This window comes from Butyricimonas sp. Marseille-P2440 (assembly GCF_900091675.1).
Lineage (GTDB): Bacteria > Bacteroidota > Bacteroidia > Bacteroidales > Marinifilaceae > Butyricimonas > Butyricimonas synergistica.
In genome coordinates this window covers 111,925-137,564 of record NZ_LT594609.1, presented here as the reverse complement: position 1 = coordinate 137,564, position 25,640 = coordinate 111,925, and the positions used below count along the sequence as shown (strand labels likewise).

Annotated in this window: 20 protein-coding genes; 6 read left to right on the top strand and 14 right to left on the bottom strand. The window is 43.2% G+C overall.

The window, feature by feature from the left end; all coding sequences use genetic code 11:
* Positions 1-99 precede the first annotated feature (99 nt).
* Genes BN8899_RS06625 through BN8899_RS06615 form a run of 3 tightly spaced genes read left to right on the top strand, consistent with a single transcriptional unit; the run spans position 100 to position 7,902 of the window.
* Positions 100-2,682: a zinc-dependent metalloprotease gene (locus BN8899_RS06625; RefSeq protein ID WP_065218822.1), complete on the top strand. Its 2,583-nt coding sequence runs from the start codon at positions 100-102 to the stop codon at positions 2,680-2,682.
* A gap of 9 nt (positions 2,683-2,691) precedes the next feature.
* A complete protein-coding gene (locus BN8899_RS06620; protein ID WP_065218821.1) occupies positions 2,692-5,220 on the top strand; it encodes a zinc-dependent metalloprotease in 2,529 nt (842 codons plus the stop codon).
* Between the two features lie 24 nt (positions 5,221-5,244).
* The gene (locus tag BN8899_RS06615) at positions 5,245-7,902 is read left to right on the top strand and encodes a zinc-dependent metalloprotease (protein WP_065218820.1); all 2,658 of its coding nucleotides are present in this window, start codon (positions 5,245-5,247) and stop codon (positions 7,900-7,902) included.
* An 84-nt stretch (positions 7,903-7,986) separates the two neighbouring features.
* Here the strand turns inward: BN8899_RS06615 and BN8899_RS06610 are convergent, their stop codons facing one another.
* The 6 genes from BN8899_RS06610 to aspS form a co-directional block, all read right to left on the bottom strand.
* On the bottom strand, positions 7,987-9,000 hold the full coding sequence (locus BN8899_RS06610) for an endonuclease/exonuclease/phosphatase family protein (protein ID WP_065218819.1): 1,014 nt from the start codon (positions 8,998-9,000) through the stop codon (positions 7,987-7,989).
* A gap of 97 nt (positions 9,001-9,097) precedes the next feature.
* Entirely contained in the window at positions 9,098-10,021 is a 924-nt protein-coding gene (locus BN8899_RS06605; protein WP_065218818.1) for a rhomboid family protein, read from the bottom strand.
* Between the two features lie 8 nt (positions 10,022-10,029).
* Positions 10,030-10,854 carry a rhomboid family intramembrane serine protease gene (locus BN8899_RS06600; RefSeq protein WP_018339227.1) on the bottom strand — a complete coding sequence of 275 codons (825 nt, stop codon included), beginning with the start codon at positions 10,852-10,854 and terminating at the stop codon, positions 10,030-10,032.
* Positions 10,851-12,269, bottom strand: a complete 1,419-nt coding sequence (ricT, locus tag BN8899_RS06595; protein ID WP_065218817.1) for a PSP1 domain-containing protein — start codon at positions 12,267-12,269, stop codon at positions 10,851-10,853. Before ricT ends, BN8899_RS06600 begins: the two co-directional genes overlap by 4 nt.
* Positions 12,270-12,394: 125 nt before the next feature.
* On the bottom strand, positions 12,395-13,522 hold the full coding sequence (locus BN8899_RS06590; RefSeq protein WP_065218816.1) for a DNA polymerase III subunit: 1,128 nt from the start codon (positions 13,520-13,522) through the stop codon (positions 12,395-12,397).
* 85 nt (positions 13,523-13,607) lie between these two features.
* Entirely contained in the window at positions 13,608-15,353 is a 1,746-nt protein-coding gene (gene aspS / locus BN8899_RS06585; RefSeq protein ID WP_065218815.1) for an aspartate--tRNA ligase, read from the bottom strand.
* Positions 15,354-15,556: 203 nt separating this feature from the next.
* On the opposite strand from aspS, the gene BN8899_RS06580 reads away from it, so the two are divergent.
* Positions 15,557-16,054, top strand: coding sequence for a CvpA family protein (locus BN8899_RS06580; protein ID WP_065218814.1), 498 nt, complete (start codon positions 15,557-15,559; stop codon positions 16,052-16,054).
* A 103-nt stretch (positions 16,055-16,157) separates the two neighbouring features.
* Positions 16,158-17,450, top strand: coding sequence for a tyrosine--tRNA ligase (gene tyrS / locus BN8899_RS06575; RefSeq protein WP_065218813.1), 1,293 nt, complete (start codon positions 16,158-16,160; stop codon positions 17,448-17,450).
* Positions 17,451-17,488: 38 nt separating this feature from the next.
* Here tyrS and BN8899_RS06570 read toward each other — a convergent pair whose 3' ends face one another.
* The 4 genes from BN8899_RS06570 to BN8899_RS06555 form a co-directional block, all read right to left on the bottom strand.
* Positions 17,489-18,202, bottom strand: coding sequence for an energy transducer TonB (locus BN8899_RS06570; protein WP_065218812.1), 714 nt, complete (start codon positions 18,200-18,202; stop codon positions 17,489-17,491).
* 269 nt (positions 18,203-18,471) lie between these two features.
* Positions 18,472-19,695 (bottom strand): GTPase HflX, encoded by a 1,224-nt coding sequence (gene hflX, locus BN8899_RS06565; protein WP_065218811.1) that lies wholly within the window; start codon positions 19,693-19,695, stop codon positions 18,472-18,474.
* 63 nt (positions 19,696-19,758) lie between these two features.
* Positions 19,759-20,445, bottom strand: a complete 687-nt coding sequence (locus BN8899_RS06560) for an energy transducer TonB (protein ID WP_018339235.1) — start codon at positions 20,443-20,445, stop codon at positions 19,759-19,761.
* 228 nt (positions 20,446-20,673) lie between these two features.
* A complete protein-coding gene (locus BN8899_RS06555) occupies positions 20,674-21,366 on the bottom strand; it encodes an energy transducer TonB (protein ID WP_018339236.1) in 693 nt (230 codons plus the stop codon).
* Positions 21,367-21,587: 221 nt separating this feature from the next.
* On the opposite strand from BN8899_RS06555, the gene BN8899_RS06550 reads away from it, so the two are divergent.
* The gene (locus BN8899_RS06550; protein ID WP_065218810.1) at positions 21,588-22,265 is read left to right on the top strand and encodes a 4'-phosphopantetheinyl transferase family protein; all 678 of its coding nucleotides are present in this window, start codon (positions 21,588-21,590) and stop codon (positions 22,263-22,265) included.
* A gap of 69 nt (positions 22,266-22,334) precedes the next feature.
* Here the strand turns inward: BN8899_RS06550 and BN8899_RS06545 are convergent, their stop codons facing one another.
* The 4 genes from BN8899_RS06545 to BN8899_RS21115 all read right to left on the bottom strand — a co-directional run bounded on the left by BN8899_RS06545 (position 22,335) and on the right by BN8899_RS21115 (position 25,511).
* Positions 22,335-23,414, bottom strand: coding sequence for a thioredoxin family protein (locus tag BN8899_RS06545; RefSeq protein WP_065218809.1), 1,080 nt, complete (start codon positions 23,412-23,414; stop codon positions 22,335-22,337).
* Between the two features lie 2 nt (positions 23,415-23,416).
* Complete coding sequence (locus BN8899_RS06540; protein WP_065218808.1) at positions 23,417-24,484, bottom strand: TlpA family protein disulfide reductase; 1,068 nt, start codon at positions 24,482-24,484, stop codon at positions 23,417-23,419.
* 95 nt (positions 24,485-24,579) lie between these two features.
* Positions 24,580-25,086, bottom strand: coding sequence for a hypothetical protein (locus BN8899_RS20710; RefSeq protein ID WP_065218807.1), 507 nt, complete (start codon positions 25,084-25,086; stop codon positions 24,580-24,582).
* A 68-nt stretch (positions 25,087-25,154) separates the two neighbouring features.
* Entirely contained in the window at positions 25,155-25,511 is a 357-nt protein-coding gene (locus BN8899_RS21115; protein ID WP_065218806.1) for a hypothetical protein, read from the bottom strand.
* Positions 25,512-25,640 lie beyond the last annotated feature (129 nt).

Genomic DNA, 25,640 nt, shown 5'->3' with positions numbered 1-25,640 from the left:
TGTCCACTTTAGGAAGGAGAAAAATAATTCTCCCTCCTAAAGGATGGAATCAACTGCTCTTTCCCCAAAGATATTTTTCTAATAATTAAAATTGTATGTATGAGAAAATGGATTGTATGGTATGTAATTTTACTGTTAATTCTGTCTTGCGCCTTGCCTGTTGAGGCTATAGCCCGCAAAAAAAAGAAGGTACAGGTAGAAAAAAAGGAATTAAGCAAATATGATAAATTATTTCAAGGGAAACATGTCACTTCTTCTGCCGGAGAATTCGTAACCTTGCACCGAGTGAACGGAAAAGTGTACATGGAGTATCCCTTGAAATACATGGGGCGGGAAATATTGTTGGCATCCACCATAACGACTTCTACGAATGGTTTGGTATGTACAAACGGGTATAAAGAAAACAAGCCCATGCACTTACGAGTGACTGCAGATTCAAGTGCACTCTTTTTTCACCAGGTGAATGCTTTGATGAATGTGGATATCACGAAAGAAAAATTGCTAGAGGTAAAGCAACAGAACTTTGAGGATCCAAAGTGGATGAGGTATGATATTTTGACCTATTCTCCGGATAGTTCTTCTGTGGTAATAGACATGACAAATTTATTCATGGATTCAGAAAAAGCTCTATCTCCTCTTCCGACCAAACACCGTGGTCTGGAAATTCAAGCGACAATGAACGAAGAACTTTCTTCTATTCTAGAAGTAAAAGCTTTCAAGGATAATGCTTCTGTAAAATCTCAGCTAGTCTATCGATATAGCTTGCTAAACCAGAATAGCTATAAAGTTATAGATAATCAACCTTTAACGCTAGTTGCCACCCGGACGTTATTGTTATTGCCGGAAAATAAAATGAAACCTCGCCGTTCGGATCTACGTTTGGGGACATTCCTAACATCAAAGAGGGAATTCACGGAAAAGGGGGAAATGTTACGCTACACGTATGCCAACCGCTGGGATTTACAGCCGAGGGATATAGAAGCTTATCGGCGGGGAGAATTGGTGGAACCGATAAAGCCGATTGTATTTTATTTGGATACGTTATTTCCCGCTTCATGGATGCAACCGATTCGAGATGGAATCTCCCGTTGGAATCAGGCTTTCGAGAAAATCGGATTTAAAAATGTGGTGTTGGTACGTGATTTCCCTTCCGATGATCCTGATTTTGACCCCGACAATTTGAAATATTCTTGTATACGATATATTCCCCAAGCTACGGAAAATGCCATGGGACCTTCATGGGTAGATCCGGAAACTGGAGAAATATTAAATGCAAGTGTCTTCGTGTATAATAACGTGATAGACATGCTGCGGGATTGGCGTTTCGTCCAAACCGCTCAGGTAGATGAATCCGTCCGGGGAAAAGAGTTGCCGGAGTCTGTTTTCAATGAATCGTTAGCTTACGTGATAGCCCACGAGATCGGTCATTGCCTGGGATTAATGCATAATATGGCAGCCTCTCACGCCTATCCGGTCGATTCCTTGCGTTCTGTGTCATTTACTCGAACATACGGAACAACACCCTCTATTATGGATTACGCTCGGTTCAATTATGTGGCACAAACCGGGGACAAAGGAGTGCGGCTTACCCCTCCGAACTTGGGCGTGTATGACGAATTTGCAATACGTTGGCTATATACGCCGATTTATAATGCTTCCCCCGAGGAAGAGGACCGTATCCTGGAACAATGGATAGACGAGAAAGCGGGTGATCCCCGTTATCGTTTTGGGCGTCAGCAAATATTAAGTCGTTACGATCCGTCGGCAATTGAAGAGGATTTAGGTGATGATGCTGTGAAATCCAGCGAATATGGAATTCAAAATTTGAAATATATTTTGTCAAATCTCGAATCCTGGATTAAAGATGATGAAGATTTCACTTGCAGGCAGAAACTATACCAACAGATATTGGTGCAATATTATCGTTACATACGGAATGTGATATATAATATCGGTGGTATTTATTTGTCTGATGCCAAGGAAGAGAGTGGAATCAAACGAGTTGCTCCTGTGGAAAAAGCATTACAGAAAGCCTCCATGCGGTGGATAATGACCCAGTTGCATGACATGGCTTGGTTAAACGAAAGAAATTTGTTGAAGAAAATTACTTTATCTTCTTTACCCTCGTTGGATTTGACGAAAGCTATCGGGGACGTTTTAGCCAATTCTTATTGGAAAGTGGCACTCGCTTCCATGTGGAGTGACGATCCTTACACGTTATCGGATTATTTTGATGACTTATATTGGGGCGTGTGGGACAGCGCCATAACGGGCAGGAGGTTGACTCGGGAAGATCAAGTGCTACATCAAGTGTTTTTGAAACAGATGGAAGAAAATGTTCGTGCTATCGGGGGAAATCCTTTATGGCTCTTCGGTAATGATCAGAAAATAGATATGCAAAAAGTTTATGCGCCATTGGAGTATGACCTTTGTGCGTATGGATTGGAAAGCGGAAGTGAGAATGTATTCACACGAAATTTCGGATTCGGGTATGGGTGGCAACCCATGGTGAATACTAAAATGATCCATGACACACCCGTTTATTACCTGGAGCACTTGAGAAGGGTGCGGGAATTGCTGGAGACAAAGATGGATAGTTTTCCGTCAGCAGAAAAGGACTATTACGAGATGATACTTTATGCCGTGAAACAAATATTGGGTAAACAATCGCGAACTAAATAAATTATCGATATGAGTAAACAGATTATAGTAAATCTAATTTTTGTATTCCTGTTTCAAGTGGCGTTCTCCTTTTCTTCCGTTGCCGAAAAAAAGAAGAACAATGTTAAACCACAGGGCAAGTACGAAAAATTATTTAAAGATAAATCTTGCATAACTGTTTCCAGCGACTTTATGACCTTGCATAAGGTGAATGGCAAGTTATACGCGGAAATACCTTTACGCCTGCTGGGAAAAGAAATGTTGCTATCTTCCACGGCGGCAAAGACGAGTGAAGTGATGGCAGGCATTCCGGGGTACACGCCTAGTTCCTTGTACTTGTGTTTCACGCTACAAGATAGTACCGTGCAGATACGCCTTCTGTCGGATCTGGTGACGACAAACGCCGAATCCTCGAAGTCGGCTCGTTTAATGGCGGAGAATTACGGCAGACCGATATGGATGGGCTTCAATGTGTTGGCATACAACGCAGATAGTACGGCTGTTGTGTGCGATATAACTAAACTCTTTCAATCCAATATCCCGGAATTGACCCCCGTAATAAAAAGGTTCGGGAAATACGACATCTCCGGAACATTTGTCGAGTCGTTAGCTCGATTAGGAGAGATTCGTGCTTTTGAAAACAACATAATGGTTACCTCTAATTTATCTTACCAAGTAGACGCAATTTTTGTCTTATTTCCGTTTTTCCAACAGAAGCCTGTTGACATGGAGGTTGTACGTACCTTGATTTTGTTACCGGAGCAAACGATGGAAACCCGTCTGGCAGATCCGAGAATCGGGGTATTTTCCTCGGAAAAGATAAACATCCCGGAAGAAGGAGGAACGATGAATTCTTATTCTTTAGCTCATCGTTGGCGTTTGGAGCCGAAAGATGAAGCAGCTTTTCGGCAGGGGAAGGAGACGGAGCCGATTAAACCCATTGTGATGTACGTGGATAATAACTTTCCTGATGGTTGGAAAGAAGCTGTGCAGCGGGGTATTTTAAAATGGAATCGACTTTTTGAACGAATAGGATTTAAAAACGCTATACAAGTCATGGATTTTCCCTCGAATGATCCGACCTTTAATCCTGACAATATAGCTTATTCGTGTGTGCGATACGTGGCTCATGAGAATGAAACGGCGAAAACGATTTCTTGGACAGATCCCCGAAGTGGAGAAATATTGCATTCAACGATATGTTTATTCCACGGGCTCCGGAATCGTATTCTGATTGATCGTTTTTTACAGACTGCAACAATTGACCCGCAAATCCGGACAGGAGAATTGACCGATGAAATATGGACTGAGTCTTTGGAACAATATGTCACCCATGAGATGGGGCATGCGCTCGGTCTGCAAGATAACATGTGTGCATCCCGAGCCTATTCGGTCGATTCTTTGCGTTCTGCTTCTTTCACCGGGGTGCATGGCATTTCGGCTTCTATCATGGACGAATTGGGTTTCAACTATGTTGCACAGCCGAATGACCATGGCGTAAAATTGACGGCAGACTTAGGACCCTACGATGAGTTTGCTATCCAGTGGCTGTATTCTCCCTTGTTGGAAGTTCCTTCTGCCAAGGGGAAAAAGGATATATTATCCTCTTGGCTCGATCAAAAGAGTGAGAATCCGATTTATCGTTATGGGCGAGTATCCTGCGAATATGATCCGTCGTGTTTATCCGGCGATTTGGGCGATGATGCGATAAAAGCCGGTAATTATGCGTTGAGCAACTTGAAAGAAATCATGTTGCACATGAATGAGTGGATTCAAAACGATCCGGACGGCAGATTACGGAGTTTATTATACCAGGAACTAGTTTTTTATCATGAAAAATTGTTGGATTACGCCGTCAAAAACATTGGAGGTGCTTACATTAACGTGTCCAAAGAGAATACGGGCATGAATACTTATGACATTATTCCTCGGGAGATACAGGAAGCATCCATGCACTGGGTATTATCTCAGTTCAGGGATAGTGAGTGGCTGGAGAATCCTCAATTGATGACGTTGGGGACTTTCGGGACGCCGCCCCTTTGGCGGGTTCGCAAAAGATTTTTATCTGCTCCCATGTTGCGGGAAGATTATGTGTGTCTGTTTTCCGATCTTTCGGATAATCCGTACTCGCTAAAGGATTTTGCCGAAGACATGTACGAGGAGGTCTGGAAAAGAACTATCGAGAACAAACCTTTAACAGCAATAGATCGCTATATCCAGAAAGAGTGGTTAGGAGCATCGGAATACAGAATCCGGGTGATGGGTGGAAATGGTTTGTCCAAATCACTTGCTCTTTCTGCTTTAGCGGGAGAAGTTCCTGAAAAAATGATTTATGAAAGAGAAAATTTCAATAGTCTTGTTTTCCCTAGACAAATATCCGGAGAATTGGCTAAAATAAATGTCAAATACATGAACAACAGTCATATGTATTTTTTTAAAGTCATGAAAGAATGCGAACAAATGTTGGAAAAAAGAATATATGATAGCGTTGAAGCCGATAGAGCTCACTACAGGGCTATGTTGTATTGTGTGCGTGCATTATTGAAAGAAAAGAAATAATATAAAGATAAAAGTAAATTGAATATGAAAAATAACATTCTATTGTATATCGTTTTGTGTGTATTTTGTTTGTCTAGTATTTCGATGTATGCTGCGACAGACAAGAAAAAAAAGAAGAATGTCAAGACAGAACAAACGGAAGAGCAGAAACAGCCTGTAAAGAAAATAAGTAAATACGCCAAATTATTCAAGGGTAAATCCCACGAAATAGCTAAAAGTGCTTTTCTGACACTGCACAAAGTCGATGGGAAAATTTACTTGGAAATGCCGTTGGCTACCATGGGGCGGGAAATGTTGATTGCGGCAACGACAACTGAAACCAGTGATAATCTTGTGGCAACGAACGGTTACAAGTGCAATGACCCGATACATACCTATTTTACCTTGAAAGACAGTACCGTGCAAATGCACCAGATTAATGCGCAAATAAATTATAATTCAACAGACAAGCGAATAGCACGAGTGGTGGAACAAAATTATCTCAATCCGGTGATTGAAGGATTCAAGGTTTTAGCTTACAGTGAGGATAGTACTGCTGTTGTGTTTGATATGACTTCTATGTTTACCGGGGGAAATGCAAAAGTATCTCCCGTTTCAAAAGGATCATTCCCATTGATAATCAAGGCATCTGTAAACAAATCATTATCTTCTGTGGAAACAATCAAAGCTTTTGAAGATAATGTTTCTGTAAAATCGTCATTATCCTATAAAGTATCCGCGAAATATCTGAAAAACTCTCTATTTGAGGATAAACCATTGACAATTAAGGCAACTTGGAGCATCTTGTTATTACCGGAAGAACGTATGCATCCCCGGGTGTCAGATTCCCGCTTGGGAGTATTCTTGACGATGAAACAGCAATTGCCGACCGACAAGGATGGTTTCAAAAATTACTCTTTAGCAAATCGTTGGCGGTTAGAACCCAAGGATATGGAAGCTTACAAACGTGGAGAGTTGGTAGAGCCGGTAAAACCGATTGTATTCTACTTGGATAATTTATTCCCGGAAACTTGGCAGGTTGCTATCCGCAAAGGTATATTGCGCTGGAATAAAGCTTACGAGAAAATCGGATTTAAAAATGCCGTGCAAGTATTGGATTTTCCGACAAATGACCCGAATTTTGACCCGGACAACTTGAAATATTCTTGTATCCGCTACGTGCCTTCCATGACACAAAATGCGATGGGACCGTCTTGGGTAGACCCTGTCACGGGAGAAATTTTAAACGCATCAATTCTAATATATAGTGATGTCGCTAAGATGTTACAAATATGGAATTTTGTTCAAACCTCTCAGCTAGATGCTTCCGTGCGGAGTAAGGAGATGCCGATTGACGTGTTCCAAGATGCATTGGCATACGTGACTGCCCACGAGATGGGACACTGCTTGGGCTTGATGCATAATATGGGTGCTTCTAGTGCTTTTCCCGTGGATTCCTTGCGATCTGTAACGTTTACTCAAAAATACGGGACAACCCCGTCTATTATGGATTATGCGCGGTTCAATTACGTGGCTCAGCCTCAGGATAAAGGAGTCAAATTGACACCCCCGGAATTAGGCGTTTATGATGAATACGCGATCAAATGGCTATATACACCAATTCCCGATGCCGCTTCCCTGGAAGAAGAGAATAGAATACTGGAGTCTTGGATTGACGAAAAGGTCGGTGATCCTCTTTATCGTTATGGTAAACAACAAGTGGCAAGCCGTTATGATCCGAGGGCATTGGAAGAGGACTTGGGCGACAATCCGATGAAAGCAGGCGATTACGGGATCAAAAACTTAAAGTACATCCTTTCTCATTTAAACGAGTGGATTCAAAATGATCCTGATGCGGGATTTCGTCAACAAGTGTACGATCAGATTGTGACTCAATATGCTCGTTATATTCAGAATGTGGTATATTGCATCGGGGGTATTTATTTGAACGAAACGAAGGAAGGTACTCTGGAAAAAAGATTCCAACCTGTGCCGAAAGAACGCCAGAAAGCAGCCATGCAGTGGGTGATGAAACAGTTGAGAGATATGGATTGGTTGGATAACGAGAAAGTATGTTCTAAATTCAAACTGCAAATGAAGCAATCTGCTGTTCTAAAACAAGCAATTGCTTCGATAATGACAAAGCTTTATAATAATGTCACACTTTCGGCTTATTTAGCCGGGAAAAACTCTTATTCTCTGCACGAATTTTTTGACGATTATTTTAAGGGGACATGGGATGCGGCTATTAATAGCCGTCGGCTCACGATGAGTGATAAATTACTGCAAAAGGAAATGTTAGGTATTATGTCAAAATCCATCGCTTTCATTGGCGGGCAAAAACTGGAAACGGGTTTTACTTCTTCTCTCGCTTACCTCCCCTCGATTGATGAGATTTGTTGGTATGGATTGGATGAAACCGGTATTGTATCCCAGTACGCGGAAGTTTTGAAGCAGCAGGAAAAAGAATCGGGATTAAATTATGGGGTTGAGGTTATGATGGAAGAGGTTTGCCTTGGTTATGGTTACGGATGGCAAAACACAATTCGTACTCAAGTAATTGATGAGTCTTCCACTTATTACTACGATATGGCAAGGAAGATTAAGTCATTGTTGGAGAAGAAAATTCCTTCTGTCCATGCCACGGACAGACAACATTATCAAGCGATGTTATTTGCCGTAAAACAAATATTGGCTGAATAATTATTCATATGCGATCTCCTTCACCATAAACAGAGAAGGTGATCGTCCCCAATATATCAGGGTGAATGAAATAATTGTGTGCTTTTATTTGAATTTCAGTTTGCTCAAGACAGGATAGTGGTCTGAATACTTGATGGTATCCCGTGTGTAGGATACCGTGTAGAATGAAGGCGTATGCAGGATGTGGTCGATGCGGAACGAGGGGAATTCCCCAATGTAGGTGTTCCCTAGACCACGTCCTTTTTCTGTGAAACTATCTGTCATGCCTGTGGATAACGTGTGGTAGGCATAGGAGAGGGGGGTGTCGTTGAAGTCGCCGCATATAATCACAGGATAAGGCGATTGTTGCACGTGGGACTTGACTTTTATGGCTTGGTTGGCACGGTTGCGATTGGCATGCACCAGGCGGGAGGATATTTTTTTTACTCCTTGCGTGGCATTCTCCGTGTTGCCGCTGGTTAGATTCTTGTAAATTTTCTTCTCGTTGTTCCCCAAACGGTAAGATTCCAGATGAAGGGCATATACCCGAATGGTATCTCCTTTTACGTCGATGTCGGCATAGATGCCGGCGGCGGCGTTACCGGGTTCAAATTCAATCTTTCCCTTTTTAACGATTGGGTAGCGGGAAATCAATGCAACATCCTTGTTGCGATAACGATATTTATATCCCGGGAATTTCTGGAATGAAGCGTCCCGGGCTGGAAATTCCTGTATACACACGATGTCTGCATCGCTATTGTTAATGTAGTCCATGATCTTCTTGGGGGTGTCTTTCTCTTGCATCCAGTTGTTGGCGTTCATCTGACAAATATTGTAGGTCAAGATGGAAAGATCGTGGGGAGTATCCGTGGTCGTCTTGGGATTCAAGGCGTAATAAGTGGTGATGAACGGGTAGCCGGAGGCAATGGCTAAAAAAGAGAAGATGGCAATCTTTTTCCAACGGATGAGCCAATATAGGAACAATATAATATTTGCGATCAATAGATAGTGGTAGGCAAGCCCGAGGAGTGAGGACGGGTGGAACACGTTCGGATTCACGTACGGGGAAGTATAGCTTCCCAGCAAGCCGATCATTGCCGCTATCGTGATGATCCTCATAACCGTGTTGAATAGAAGAACCAATTAATTTTAGATTTTAGATTCCGACCGCACAAGGCTGTCGCTTATTCTGTGATTTCTAATTCATTTTCAATTTTCAATTGTTTGATTTGAACAGAATCTCTTTTTCCTCTTTTGTCAAACTCTCGTAGCCGTGTTTAGAGATTTTGTCCAATATATCGTTGATACGATTGTCTTTTTGTTTCTTGTACTCGTTGTATTCCGTGTCGTTCATGTCGGATACTTTCTTTTTGTATTTGACGTGCATCTTTTTTTTCGGTTTACCGAAGAGTTTGTCTAGTTTGCCGAGGAATGCCATAAAGCCTCCCGTGAGGTCTAGATTGCGACGAATGGACAATGTGAACAGGTAGCCGAACACGGCTCCACCCAAATGGGCGATATGTCCTCCGGCATTTCCCGAGGGGATGCTGATAACGTCGATCACGGCGGTGAAAATAGCTAGATGAATCAATTTCACGGGACCGATCAGAAAGACGTATATTTTGTGATTCGGGAGATAGGTACAAACAGCAAACACTATAGCCATCACGGAAGCGGATGCCCCGATCGCCCACGAGTAATATCGCTCAAGCTCGAACGCCGGGAATATAGCGTAGGCGGCAATGTACATGACAGCGCCGCTAATTCCCCCCAGAAGATATACTCCCGTGAGTTTCGGACCGGAGAAGTAACTCAAGAAGATCGACCCGAACCAATATAGCCATAGCATATTGAACAGCAAGTGGATAAATCCGAACTGGGTGAACATATACGTGATGATTGTCCACGGGGTATGGAGAAGATTTTCCGGTAAGGCTGCCACTCCCAGGTAAGGCAGGAGCAGGCTGTCGATATTCTTCTCGCCCATCAAGGTTAACACGACGGCAATCAATTTTATAACGATAAAAATACCGATATTGATGTAGATGAGCCGAGTGAGTGCAGACCCCTGTTTGAACGAGCTTTTTATCCCGCCCCAGATTCCATTTGAAAAGTTCGATCCATACGAGTTGCTATACATATCTCTTTCTAATAAAATCGTTTACTACTTTTTCGCCAGTAAAGAATCAGGAAGAAACCGAAAAGCATACCGCCGAGGTGTGCAAAGTGAGCCACGTTGTCGCCGACCGAATTCTGGAGTCCGAAGAACAACTCGGCTGCACCGTAAAGGAGTACAAAATACTTTGCCTTTATCGGGATCGGGATGAACATCAAGAACAATTCCGTGTTCGGGAACAACATACCGAATGCCAACAAGATACCGAATACGGCACCGGAGGCACCGATTGTCGGGATGTTGGTATATGCTTGAATGATACCTTGCATATAATATTCTGCCTGCCCCACGAGTTGCGCATTGCCGGGAGCCTGATTCCAAGTATCAACGAATTGCATCAATTGGGAGATCAGCCTGGGATTGCTTACATGGGAACGAACGAATTCGGCAAATATACCGGGATCCGGGGTGCTTTGAAAAGCGTAAAATTGTTCCTGCATATTATGCAAGCCGTACCAGCTCACGAGCGAGTGGAGCACTGCCGCTCCCAGTCCGGTCACGAAATAATAGATTATAAAGCGTTTCGTTCCCCACACCGATTCGAGAATTCTACCGAACATGAACACGGCAAACATATTGAAGAACATATGGGTAAGTCCTTCTTGCGTGAACATATGCGTGATGTACTGGTAGATATGAAAATATTGGGATTGAGGTAAATGCAGACCGAGTATGTTGACCAGGTCTATGCCTGACCTCTGTCCCATGATGTTAATCACCAGAAATATGATGACATTAATTATAATGATAACCTTTACCGCGGGGGTAATACCTGCGAATGGTCTATAATTATTCATTGTTCAGCGGGTTTATTGTTTTCTTTATTTTCCGGTTTATTATTGTTGTTTTTGTTTTCCGGTTTGTTATTCGGGTTATTCCCTTGCCGGCGAGGATTCCGATTCCCATTCTCTTGCCTGTTATTGTTAGGACGGTTCCCTTGACGGTTATCCGGTCTGTTACCGGGTTTATTTTCCGGTTTATTGGCAGGCTTGTTTATGGTTTTCTCCCCCGGAGCGTTTACGTTTTTCTCCCTCGGTTTGTTTTCCCCGCCGTTATTTTCCCGTTGAGGTCTTCGGTTCCGGTTGCGGTTGCGACGTCTGCCACCTTGTTCTTTTTTCTCGTCAAAGCGGTTCAGGCTCTCTTCGCCAACACCGTCCGTGTATTTGATACTTGCTGCCTCTTCCTTGTTTGCTTCGAGTGCTTTTGCCGGGATGGTGCCCTTCTTGTTCATGGCGATGATTTCTTTCACTCGTTCCACGGGTAATTTGATTAGAGCCCCGCGTCCTTCTTTATCGAACGAGTAGGACATATTCCGTCCGAAAATGTCTGTCTTTTGGTGGTAGAGCATACCCTCACCCGTGTTTAGCCATACGTTGGATGACGGGAAATCCTTTTGTTCGTCGATATAGGCATCTACCTCATAGTTAAGGCAGCATTTCAACTTACCACACTGACCTGCCAGTTTCTGCGGGTTTAATGAAATATCCTGGTATCTTGCGGCGGAAGTCGATACGGAGATAAAATTCGTGATAAAGGTGGAGCAGCACAGTTTGCGACCACACGACCCGATTCCCCCGATACGTCCGGCTTCCTGACGGGCTCCGATCTGTTTCATCTCGATGCGTATATGGAATGTCTCTGCCAGAATCTTGATTAATTTACGGAAATCCACCCGGTCGCTGGCGATATAATAAAATATAGCTTTAGTTTTATCTCCCTGGTACTCCACGTCGCCGATTTTCATGTCAAGCCCAAGGTCGGCGGCGATGATGCGTGACCGGATCATGGTATCGTGTTCCAGCGCTATTGCCTGCTGCCATTTCTCAATGTCGTGCGGTTTAGCTTTCCGGTATACCTTTTTCAGTGGATTGCGTTCGAGATCAACTCTTTTGAGTAACATCTGTTCTTTCACGAGTTCTCCTGTGAGGGATACGATCCCAATATCGTGCCCGAGTGCCGCCTCGACAGCCACGATGTCCCCGACGTTCAAACTCAAGTTACTGTTATTGATAAAGAATCCCTTCCGCGTATTTTTGAATCGTACTTCCACGATGTTTGATGAGGTACAACTTTCCGGAGTGTCCTGCATCCAGTCGTAAACGGTAAGTTTTCCTGCCAACAAGCGATGGTCTATCACCGGAACTACCGGGGGACGTTGTTTTATATCTTTATTTTCCGTGTTTTCTTGTTTATCTTCTGTTATTTCGCTCATAGTGTATCAATTGAAAATTGAAAATTGAAAGTTGAAAATGAGAGGACTTCTGTCTCTTGGGCAAATATTTCCGTTTTTCAATGCTTCAATTTTTAGTTTTTATCTTTTATCTTTTTGTTCTCTTGTCACGGTCTGATATTTTGCATCACCTTGATGCAAAGATCCGTGAAGATGATCTTGCCATTCCCGTTTCGAATGATGTCGCTATATGCCCGCTCGAATTCTTCGAAAAGGGGAATGATATTGCCTTCATGAACAAAGGGAGAGAACTTCGTGGAGAACGTTTTCTCTCTTTCTGTCATGTATACTATTTGTTCTATGCCAAAGTTCCTGACAAAATTCTCCCGTAGCATCCGGATACAATGCAATAGGAAGCTTTTTTGTTTCTCTCTCCCGAGGGAAGCCAATTCGTTGACAAATTCGTTGACCGGTAACATTTTTCGTTCCCAGCACAAGCGCATCATTTGCATGAATTTTTCTTGATTGTAGACCGACTCGTCGGTCTCGTTCAGCATACGAAGGGCTTTCAGCCAACTACCGGATGCCACGTGTGCTACTTCCTCGGCGGATTCCCGAACCAGTCGTTTTTGTTGCATCAGTTGTTCCGTGATGTCCTTTTGTGTCAAGGGCGGAATATTGATGCGTTGCGTGCGGGAAAGAATGGTGTTGATGATCTCTTCCGCGTGTTCTGCTACCAGAAGAAAGAGTGTGTTCGGGTACGGTTCTTCCAGTATCTTGAGTAGTTTGTTGGAGCATTCTGTTTTCATTTTTTCGGGCAACCAGATAATCATCACCTTGTATTCCGATTCAAATGATTTTAAATTCAGCTTCCGGAGAATATTGCCGCTTTCCTCCGTGTATATCAGGGCTTGAGCGTTCTCGTCCGCTCCCATGGCACCGAGCCATTCTTCCAGGTCGATGTACGGGTTCTCGAGTAAGAGGTTACGCCATTCGTTGATATACTCGTCGCTGATCGGTGTTTTCATCTTGGCTGATTTTACCACGGGAAACACGAAGTGTAAATCCGGATGGATCAATTTCTGCATTTTCCTGCACTCGGGGCATACACCGCAGGCGTCCTCGTGCTTGTCACCCGTGCAAAACAAGTATTGCGTGAAAGCAAGGGCAAGCGCCAACGACCCCGCTCCCGTGTCGCCAGCAAAGAGTTGCGCATGGCTGATTCTTCCCGATTGCAGGGAAGACACCAGCCGTTGCTTTATCTCTTCATGTCCTATGACGTCTTTAAAAAACACCTTGTCAATTTTAGATTTAATGATTTTGTGATTCAGTGATTTCGGATTCAGTGATTAATCACTAAATCTGCAATCGCGGAATCACTTAATTTTTCAATTGAATACCCAGTTCGTCCAATTGTTCTTTCGCGATTTCGGCGGGAGCGTCGAGCATGACATCACGACCCGAGTTGTTTTTCGGGAAGGCGATCACGTCGCGTATAGAATCCAGTCCGGCGAACATAGAAGCCAGACGGTCGAAACCGAAGGCGATACCTCCGTGAGGGGGTGCCCCGTACTTGAATGCGCCCATCAGGAAGCCGAATTGTTCTTGGGCGGTCTCGTGGGAGATTCCCAGGCAATCGAACATCTTGGATTGCAATTCCGAGTTATGGATACGAATGGAGCCTCCTCCAACTTCAACACCATTGATGACCATATCATAAGCGTTTGCCCGAACTTTTCCGGGATCGCTCGTCATCAAAGAGATGTCTTCCGGTTTGGGGGACGTGAACGGGTGGTGCATCGCGTAGAAACGTTGGGTTTCTTCGTCCCATTCCAATAGCGGGAAGTCAACAACCCACAACGGTTTGAACACGTTCTTGTCTCTCAATCCAAGGCGGGTACCCATTTCCAGACGAAGGTCACAAAGCTGAGCCAATGTCTTGAATTTAGGACCTACCAGAATCAGAATTAAATCGCCCGGTTGTGCTTTGCAGGCATCAGCCCACGTTTTCAAATCTTCCGGTGTGTAGAACTTGTCGATGGAAGATTTGAACGTCCCGTCCTCGTTGTAGCGCACGTACACCAAGCCTTTGGCTCCTGTTTGCGGGCGTTTCACGAATTCGGTCAGTTCGTCCAGTTGCTTCCGGGTGTAAACGGCACATTTCGGTGCGCAAATTGCCCCGATATATTCTGCTTCGTTAAACACGGCGAAGTCTTTTCCTTTTGCCACGTTGGTCAGGTCAACGAATTTCATGTCAAACCGGATATCCGGTTTGTCACAACCGTATTGTTCCATGGCATCCATCCACGTCATTCTCGGCAGTGCGGGAATATCCACGTTGCGGATTTCTTTGAACAGATGTTTGATTAATCCCTCGAATATTTCCAGAATATCTTCTTGCTCTACGAATGACATCTCGCAGTCGATCTGCGTGAACTCGGGTTGACGGTCAGCCCGGAGGTCTTCGTCACGGAAACATTTCACGATTTGGAAATAACGGTCGAAACCGGAAACCATCAGAAGCTGTTTCAGCGTCTGCGGGCTTTGCGGCAGCGCATAGAATTGCCCTTGGTTCATCCGGGAAGGCACCACGAAGTCGCGTGCCCCCTCCGGCGTGCTTTTTACCAGCACGGGAGTTTCCACTTCAATAAAATTCTGGTCGCTCAGGTAATTTCTCACGAGTTGAGCCATCCGGTGGCGCAATTCGATGTTCTTGCGCACGATGGGGCGGCGTAAATCAAGGTAACGGTATTTCATCCGGAGCTCGTCACCCCCGTCGGTTTGGTCTTCAATCGTGAAAGGCGGAATTTCCGATTCACTCAGCACGGTGAGCCCGTTCAGTGAGATTTCGATGTCACCTGTCGGGATCTTATTATTTTTACTGGCTCTTTCGATCACGGTGCCTTTTACTTGAATCACGTATTCCCGTCCGAGTTTTGCCACGTCGTTTTTAATTTCTTCGGGTGCCGATTCTTCGACCACCAGCTGGGTAATGCCGTAACGGTCACGTAGATCCACGAAAGTCATGGCTCCCAGTTTCCTTACTTTTTGTACCCATCCGCTAAGACAAACGCTCTCTCCAGCGTTCTCTATCCTTAATTGCCCACAAGTATGTGTTCTATACATAATTATCAAATTTAGATTCTGGCATAAATATCCTGCGAAAATAGTAAGAATTTGTCAGTTTAAAGACATAAACCATCGAAAATTGAATGACGGAATTAATTTCTCCGGGCTTTCGGGGATGACGAATAATTTTGTTGAATATTTTTAGTTTGAATACTCGTGTAAAACGTGGACAATTCCTTATCTTTGAAATCTGAAATAAGGTGATTAAATATTTAGCGGTGAATTACATTGATGTGATAATATTGCTCCCGTTAGTATATGGGGCTTATAAGGGGTTTAGTCAAGGATTGATAGTTGAGATGTCAACGTTGTTTGCGTTGATACTGGGGGTTTTTATCTCGTTGAGATATGCCGTGAACGTGGAGGATTTTTTGAAAGACTTCGTGGCGATGCCCGAATCGTATGCCTATTACATTGCTTTTGCGGTTACTTTCCTGTTAGTTATTATCGTGATTCACTTGCTTGGAAAACTGCTCACGAAATTGATTGACATGGTGTCGCTTGGCTTGTTTAACAAGTTGTTCGGGATTCTGCTGGGGGTATTGAAGTCTGCCATTGTGGTATGCGTGATTCTTTTTGTCGTGAATGCGATAGACAACCGCTACGAATTTATCTCTGTAAAAACGAAAAGTGATAGCCTATTGTATCAACCTTTTGTTAACTTCGCGAATGGCGTCTACGAGAGCGCCTTTAAGTGAATGTAAAAGTTAGAGTTTAAAGTGAAAAACATGGGTTCGTGTGTCAGGAATCACAGAATCATGAAATCTAAAATGAATACGAACTATATAAATTTGAGAATCGATGAACTTTGTTGAAGAACTAAGATGGAGAGGGATGATCCATAATATCATGCCGGGTACAGAAGAGCAACTTGCAAAAGAATTGACGACGGCTTATGTCGGGATTGACCCTACTGCTGATTCGTTACATATCGGGCATTTGGTTTCGGTGATGATGATGAAACACTTGCAGATGGCAGGTCACAAGCCCATCTTTGTTATCGGGGGAGCCACGGGAATGATCGGGGATCCCAGTGGTAAATCGTTGGAGCGTAACTTGCTCGACGAGGAAACGATCGAAAAAAACATGGCTGGGATCAAAGGACAATTGTCCCGGTTTATTGATTTCAACTCGGATGCGCCGAATGCTGCGATTATGGTGAACAATTACGATTGGATGAAAAAATTCACCTTCCTCGACTTCATTCGGGATGTGGGGAAACATATCACAGTGAATTACATGATGGCAAAAGACTCCGTGAAGAAAAGGTTGAGTGCCGATTCCGCACAAGGATTATCTTTTACCGAATTCACATATCAACTGGTGCAAGGTTATGATTTCTTGTATTTGCGTCGCAATTACAATTGCCTGTTGCAGATGGGTGGTTCTGACCAGTGGGGAAATATCACTACCGGGGGCGAATTGATCCGTCGTAAGGATGGTGGTGAGGCTTATGGTTTGACCTGGCCTTTAATGACCAAGAGCGACGGGAAGAAGTTCGGTAAAACAGAATCAGGCAACGTGTGGTTAGACCCGAAACGTACTTCTCCTTACAAGTTCTACCAGTTCTGGCTGAACAGCACGGACGATGATGCGGCCAAGTATATCAAGATATTTACCGTATTGCCCCCGGCGGAAATCGATGCCTTGATCGCCGAACACCAGGAAGCCCCGCATTTGCGTAAATTGCAGAAGGTGTTGGCTAAGGAAGTGACTTGCCTGATACACGGGGAAGAGGCTTATGATGCCGCATTGGAAGCATCGCAAATTCTTTTCGGTAACGCGACTTCGGATGCTTTGAAGAGATTGGACGAGGAAACCTTGTTGTCTGTTTTCGAAGGCGTGCCTCAATTTGACGTTGCCAGAGCCGATTTGGAAGCAGGTGTTCATATCGTAGACCTGATGGCGGAAAAGACATCTATGGTGACTTCCAAGGGAGAGGCAAGACGTTCCCTGAAGGGGAATGCCATCAGCATTAATAAAGAGAAAGTACAGGATCAGGAATTGATCGTTACTCCCGATTATTTGATAGATGATAAATTTATTTTATTGCAGAGCGGGAAAAAGAACTATTTCTTGATTATAGTAAAATAGTATTAAGAAGAGGGACTCCGAAAGTCCCTCTTCTTATTTTATTGTAATTTGAAATTGATTGGAACCGTGTAGGATACTCTTACCGGTTTGCCTCGTTGTTTCCCCGGAATCCATTTGGGCATGGATTTAATCACGCGTATTGCTTCTTTATCCAGTGACGGATCGACAGACCGGATGACTTTTACATCGGTGATACTACCGTCTTTTTCGATAACGAATTGTACGGAAACTCTGCCTTGGATATTATTCTCCTGGGCAATTACCGGGTATTTGACGTGTTTGGACAACCATTGGTTGAGGTCGCCTGCCGGGAAGCGTGGCATATCCTCGACAACGACGAAAATGTCTGATTCTCCGTAATCACCCTCTCCGTTACCCTCACCGTACTCGCTGTACCCGTTGCTCGAATGGTTGTTGCCGTACGAGTTGCTGTTGGCGGCGTTGGATTCTGCATCTTGGATGTCTAATGCCTCGTCGAAATCAAGTTCCTCTTCAACAATTTGAATAAGATCAGTCAGCCTGGGAGCGGGAGGAGGTGGAGGAGGTGGTTGCATCCGTGCTTGTTGCGTGATGGGGATGATGTCCTCCTCTATTGGCTCTTCTGCTACTGTTATGAAGACTTCTTCAACCTTCACGTTAGTTTTCCACTCGAAAGCACCGAGTAGACAGGCTAATGCTATGATTAGTCCTATCTCGAAGAAGATACCCTTCTTGTTTTCGAGGTTTGCTTTAGATGATTTCTTTGTTTCCATAACTTAATTGTTTAGGTTAAGCTTTTACCTCTAATATACAAAAAGTTAGCCGAAAAACCAAATTTCGACATTCTCTTTTATGTAAAAAAGGTGAAAGTTGTTTAACGCACGGATTCTGTGAGCGTGCCTTCCCGAGGAAAGCCCCTAGTGAATTCTCTTCTGTTTATAGAGGAGGTGGCGGCATAGCCGACGGAGGAGTTTTAGAAGGAAGTGGTAAAAGCCCACTCCCTCCATTCGTTTTATACTGTCGATTCAAACAGATTCTTGTGCTATTCTGTTTCGTCGTAGTCTTGATACAAGAAATCGTTAAAAGGAAAACGTGCGGAATGAATATCCTTGACAATGTCGTATAATTTTTCTTTTAATTCTTCGATGTTCTCTTTGCCTTTTGCCGAGATATAGACCGTTTCTCCGCCCTGTTTGGACATCCACATTTGTTTCAGGTCGTCCAAGCTATAATTCTTGCGTTCTATGGGTGTAAGGTCGTCTTCGTCTTTTTTCGTGTAAGTAAAGGCATCTATTTTATTGAATACCGTGATCGTGGGCTTCGGGTTTTCTATAAGCTCGCTGAGTGTTTCATTTACAACCCGTAGCTGATCTTCAAATTGCGGGTGTGAAATATCTACCACGTGAAGGATCACGTCGGCTTCTCTCACCTCATCGAGGGTAGATTTGAAGGATTCTACCAGGTGATGGGGTAATTTGCGAATAAATCCCACCGTGTCGGCTAGCAATAGCGGTACATTCTTGATAGCAATCTTGCGTACCGTCGTGTCGAGCGTGGCGAAAAGTTTATTTTCGGCAAACACTTCTGATTTACTCAAGAGGTTCATTAGCGTGGATTTACCGACATTGGTGTATCCCACGAGTGCCACCCGAACCAGTTTTCCCCGGTTCTTGCGTTGCGTGACCATTTGTTTGTCGATTTTTTCCAGCTGTTCTTTCAAGCGAGTGATCTTGTCCCGGATGATACGCCGGTCGGTTTCTATTTCTGTTTCACCAGGACCGCGTAGACCAATACCTCCCTTTTGCCTTTCCAAGTGTGTCCACATTCCCGTTAACCGGGGAAGTAAATACTGGTATTGGGCAAGCTCCACTTGTGCTCTTGCTTCTGCGGTGCGGGCTCTTTTGGCGAAAATATCGAGAATCAGGTTTGTTCGGTCGAGTACTTTTCTACCTTGTAGTTCCCGTTCGATGTTCCGGAGTTGGGTAGGGCTGAGTTCATCGTCAAAGATGACGAGGTCTATGTCATTCTCCTCGACGTAGTTTTTGATTTCTTCCAATTTACCTTTTCCCACGAAAGTTGCCGTTACCGGTTTGTCCAAATTCTGTGTGAATATTTTCACGGTTTCCGCTCCTGCAGTCTCTGCCAAAAAGGCTAGTTCGTCCAGGTATTCGCACATGGTGTCGTAGCTGATATTTTCTGATTGTAGTGCTACGCCTACAAGAATTGCTTTTTCTGCTTCTTTTTTCGTGTAAAAATAATCGCTCATATATAAGGAAAAGAAAGGGCTGACAAATATTTGACAGCCCCTTTATTAATTTTAAAGTGTTTTTTACTGTAATCTGAAGTTGATAGGTACAGTGTAAGAAACTCGTACTGGTTTGCCTCTTTGTTTTCCAGGTTTCCATTTCGGCATGGATTTTACCACGCGAACGGCTTCTTTGTCCAAAGAAGGGTCAACACCTCTCAGCACTTTCACGTCAGTGATACTACCGTCTTTTTCAATCACGAATTGTACGGTAACTCTACCTTGGATATTGTTTTCTTGTGCAATAACCGGGTATTTCACGTTTTTCCCCAACCACTTGTTGATATCTCCCGGGAACGTGGGCATATCCTCTACTACTTGGAATACGTCTTCTTCACCATAATCTCCTTCATCGTATCCAGCTCCGTCGTAATCATAACTATAATCGGTACGGTTCTCAACGTCTGCTTCAGCGTCTTGGATTTCCAATTCTTCATCGATATCCAACTCTTGGTCCACGATCTCGATCAAGTCTGTCAACTTGGGAGCTGGTGGAGGTGGTGGAGGCGGTTTCATCATCTGTTGAGTAATTGGAATGATTTCCTCATCGACTGGCTCATCAGCAACGGTAACGAAACCTTCTTCCACTTTAGAGTTTGTCTTCCAGTTGAAGGCACAAAGCAGAACAGCTAGAGCAAGTACCAGACCGATCTCGAAGAAAATAGCTTTCTTTCCTTCTAGGTCTGCCTTCGGTGTTTTTTTGATTTCCATGTTATTAGTTTAATATTATAAGCTCTATATATTTCTTGTCTAATTGCGTCGGTAAAAATAAACAAATTCGGATAAAACTGCAATAGTTGCTCTCTTTTTTTTGAAGAAAATGTTAAGATATAGCCTCTGTTCTATTAAAATCTTCTTAAATAAATAAAATAAAAAAGGACAACCATTTGGATTGTCCTTTTTCGGGATGTTCGTATTGTATGTAAATCACTGTATGTTTCAATAGTTTAAACGGAACGAGATCGGAATCGTGAATTTCACTCTCACGGCTTTATCTCTTTGCATTCCGGGTTTCCATTTCGGCATGGAGTTTACCACTCGCAGAGCTTCTTTGTCCAAGTCGGGATGAACGGAACGAATCACTTTCGCATCGGTGATGCTACCATCTCTTTCAATGATGAATTCGATGTACACTCTTCCTTGCACTCCCGCTTCTTGTGCTCTTACTGGGTATTTTAAGTTTTTACCAAGCCATTTTCCTAAATCTCCGTTAAATTGAGGCATAAATTCGGCTCTTACAAATATAGTTTCTTCACCAAAATTCTCTTCTCCATCTCCCGTGTAATCACTATAAGGATCTCCTGTACCATTTACCGAGCCTTTTTGATTTTCGTTGAAATCTATGATTTCTAAATCCTCAAATTCCGGAACTTCGTCCACGATCGTGATAACATCAATGGGTTTTACCATGATCTTCGGTAACGGTCTTGATGCTGTTTGAGGCATCGTGATCGGAAGAACTTCTATATCGTCACCACCTTGAACGGGAATAACAATTTCTTTCGTTTCTTCCTGGTAGAATTTTGTCTCAAAGGCAAAAAACACAGCTGCTAAGGCAACAATAAGCCCTATCTCGCGGAAAATGAACCGCTTGTTTTCCAAATTGGAACGGGATGTTTTTTTTGCTTCCATGACCCTTGTTTTTGAAATGTTATCTAAACGTTAATTTGATGTTTCAAAATTAGGATATAAAAATGATATAAGCAAGTTTTTTGACCAGAAATGTGAATATTTTCTTAAATTTTTATTTGTTGTGTTTTAAAATAACGTTAAGAGCCCCGTGTTTATTAGATTTTCTAAAATATTTGTCCTATTGAAAAGATTGTTATTTATATCTTTTCTAACTTTGTGCCATGATTAAAATATTATTTATTCGGGTTCCGTCAGATGAAATGTATGATGAGGTGTTCACTTCTCTGCAAAAAAAGGTGTCGGCGGAGTGTTTCGATGAAGCTCGGGGATTCAGGCATAAGGGGGTGGCAATTCGTCGTATGCTTGGCGAAACGTTAGTGGGGTTGGCACTGGAAAGATATTGGGGTTTGCTTTGGGGAAATTATCGGATAGCCCGGGGGGAGAAAGGGAAACCTTTTATCGCAGATAAGGAGAATATCTTTTTTAATATATCCCATTCGGGCGATTACGTGGTCTGCGCCGTTTCAGATCGTGAAATAGGGGTAGATATAGAGAAGCGGGCAAAGGCGAGAATGGAGGTCGCCGGGCGTTTCTTCCATAAGCAGGAGGTGCAGGCATTGAAAGCGGTGTCCGGTGACGAGCTGAATAAATTATTCTACGATTACTGGTCTGTTAAGGAAAGTTTCTTGAAATATATTGGCACGGGGCTTACCCGTCCCTTGAATAGTTTTCTGGTACAATTTTCAACGGGAGGTATTAATTTGTATGAGGGAGAAAAGAAATTATCCCTGTATGTACATCCTTGCCCGGTGGACTCCGGTTATGCGTGTTATGTATGTAGTGAATGTGATGAGGAACCCGAAATGTATGATGTTACAATACAAGAGGTCATGTCCTGAAATTGCTTATTGAAGTATTCATCCCTAGTTGTCCCGCGTATGGGAGGGGCTAGGGATGAGAGCGTCGCTCTATTCTTTTGAAAAGCGTGCTATTATATTGTTTATCCGGGAAGAGTTTTCCGGTTGAAGGTTTTTGGCGATCTCCTGTAAGTAGAAGCAAGCTTCTTTTTGTTGTGCAGGGGTTGTAGTCCTTTCAAAGTTTTGCAGTTCTTGTAAAACATTCATGAGTTCCTGTTCGTTCGGTATTTGTTTGGGAAGATTTTGTAATACTTTAAGAATTTCGCCAACTCGCTTTGTTTGTTTATTATTGATGATTTGTCGAAAAAGCATACAATATCTTAGCGATCGGGCTCCTTTGTAGTTATCTTTCTCGAATTGTTTTAAATCTTGCATCCGGCTGTCGAAATTCATGTTCATCATTTTCTGTATACGAAATTCATTTGAATAGGTGTTCATGATTTTGTCTTCGACTTCTTGTTGTCCCAGTTGCCGGCTAAATGCATCCCTGTTATTCACGAGATAACGGAAAAGCGGGGAGTCTATACTTTCAATTTCATTTTTAATAAGATTCCAGTTTTCCGGTTCGCACAATTTGTTTACTCCAAGAGAGAGCATCGTTTCGCTTAGAATTTTCTGAAACTGTTTTTTATCGTGTGTTTGCAAGAAAGCGATATATTCTTTTAAAAAAGCATCGCTACGGTCGCCTTTTTCGTATTGTTGTTTCATTTCGGTTAGCTTCACCACGTTCTTGACTTTTTGCACGAAATCATCTTCCGGTTTGGAAACGGCTCCTCCATCCAGGCGGCAGTAAACGCTTCCGTCGTGATTCAGTATTAAATAAGTTGGAAACATCTTTACGTTGTATTTCTTCGCAATGTCGATGCCTTCGCCTTCCTGCATATCTTTCATGATACAGATATAATTGCTATTGAAATACTCGCCGCATTCCTTTAATGGGAAAATGAACTTGACCATATATTTGCACGGACCGCAAGTTTTCGTGTAGCAATCAATGAATAACTTTTTTCCTGTTTGTTTCGATTTTGCTAACGCTTCTTTAAAAGTCAGGTCTTCAAAATTTGTACCTTTTTGGGCAATGCAATTGCTCGTGAGGCAGATTAGCAAAAAAGTGAGATAAATGAATTTCATAACTATTGTTTTAATGCATTTAGAATTAATTCTTTCATTTCTTTACCGGGACCGGGAGCGAATGTTGTCACGATTTGTCCCTTTTTGTCTATGATACAATAACGGGGAATTCCCACCACGTGATATTCCGTTTCAAAGTTGGACTCTTTCGTCGGTGTTGAAATCAGGTTCAACATATCGGTCATATTATTCTTTTTAATCGCTTTTAGCCATTTGTCGCGGGCGTCTTTGCGGTCAATCGAGACGGTGAGAAATATGATCTTGCTATTTCCCCGGAATTCCTCTTTTAATTGCATGAATTTAGGCATCTTTTCAATGCAATTACAGCACCATGTAGCCCAGATGTCTACGACAATTACTTTCCCTTTGAAATCGGCAAATGTGTAATTTTTACCGTCTACATCTTGTAAAGGAGATAAGGGGGCGGGCTTTCCTTCGGCAAGGGGGGCATATTGTGCGTATAGTTTTAATATCTCTTGCTTTAACGGGGAATCTGCCACGTGCGATTCTATGATCGGTTGTAATTTGGCAATTTCTTTCGGGTATCCGTTATTTCGAAAAAGAAATTTCATCTTTTCCAAGTAAGTGTCGTGTAGTAATGTATTGTTATGAGAAAAAATATCTTTTAATTTGGTATAATCGTTGTGATTGAGCGAGCGTGTGGGGAATTCGGTGGACATGGAAATTCCATCCCGGGCAGCATCAAATGTCTCCCCCTTTTTCAATGCCTGGAGCATGTAGTAATAGTCGGTAAATTTTGCCGTCCCGTGTTGACTCATGAAGGCGGTCACAATGGAATCTTCGATGTTTATTCGGGGGAGGTGCTTCAATAACAAGGAAATATCTTGAGGCTTACCTCGGTGGGAAATAATATATGCTCCTCCTTGCAGGATGAAATGGCACTTGTTCCGTAGATTGGCTGCCGAATGTTTGGGGCTGCAATTAGGGTAAGCAGTTAGGATTTCTCGGGCGGAAGTAAAAGAGTCTTTCTGTTTTTCCGTTGATTGAAGTGTTTGGGCAGAAGAGACAAGGGCAAAAAATAACGAGAGGATGGAAAATACTGATTTCATATAGATTTATTAATGTGATAGGATACCATGATTGTAATACACTTGATTTTCTAATTTTATAAATTAGAGGGTGTGTCGAAACACACCCACCTAATTTATTCTTGTGGTCCGTTCACGATACCGTCAATGTCAAATCCTAAATCTTTCATGTGTTGTACAACCAAGTTGAATTTCTCGTTCACCAAAGGGTATGTTTCCGGTGGATATTCTTTCTGAAATTCTTCTTGAGAATACCAAAGAGCAGCTCTTAGATATGTGATAAAGTAAACGTAAGACTTGCTTTCTGTTTTTTCATCTGGATAAGAGGTTGTTGATAGAGTGTACATGCTGAGAGAGGATACTGCCGTAGAAAAATAAACAGGCGGTCTGCTCGTGGGGGCATCCGTGAATGTAGGATTGATTCGTTTAATAAATCCGCGAGTGATGTAATAATCCTTATCCTCTTTATCACGATCGCTTGTATAGTAGCGATTTGTAAAATCAATGCCATCTTCCATGTTAACAGGTTCACTAAGCACTCCTTCCATAAGGGCAGCGATGAACATGTTTGCCAAGAATGTACAGCGTTTGACTTTGTAGGCTTTTTTATCTTTGTTTGCCATTTCCGATGCGGTAAAGGATACGGCCCAATAATCGAAACCGTCAGTCTTTAAAGGAACAAAGTTTGGGTCTACCGGAGTTGTTGTAGATCCTGTTCCCGTTCCGGTCCCAGTGCCTGTTCCCGTTCCAGTCCCAGTGCCTGTTCCCGTTCCAGTCCCAGAGCCTGTTCCCGTTCCGGTCCCAGAGCCTGTTCCCGTTCCGGTCCCAGTGCCTGTTCCCGTTCCAGTCCCAGTGCCTGTTCCCGTTCCAGTCCCAGTGCCTGTTCCCGTTCCAGTCCCAGAGCCTGTTCCCGTTCCGGTCCCAGTGCCTGTTCCCGTTCCAGTCCCAGTGCCTGTTCCCGTTCCAGTCCCAGTGCCTGTTCCCGTTCCAGTCCCAGAGCCTGTTCCCGTTCCGGTCCCAGTACCTGTTCCTGTTCCTCCAGTCCCACCGGTATCGGATCCGGAATCTTCTGCTACTTTTCTAAAATTATCTAACATATAAATTTTGACAGGTAGGGCATATCGAGCCACTTCCGGGGTAATGAAATTAAATACATGCTGTTTGAAAAAATTGATAT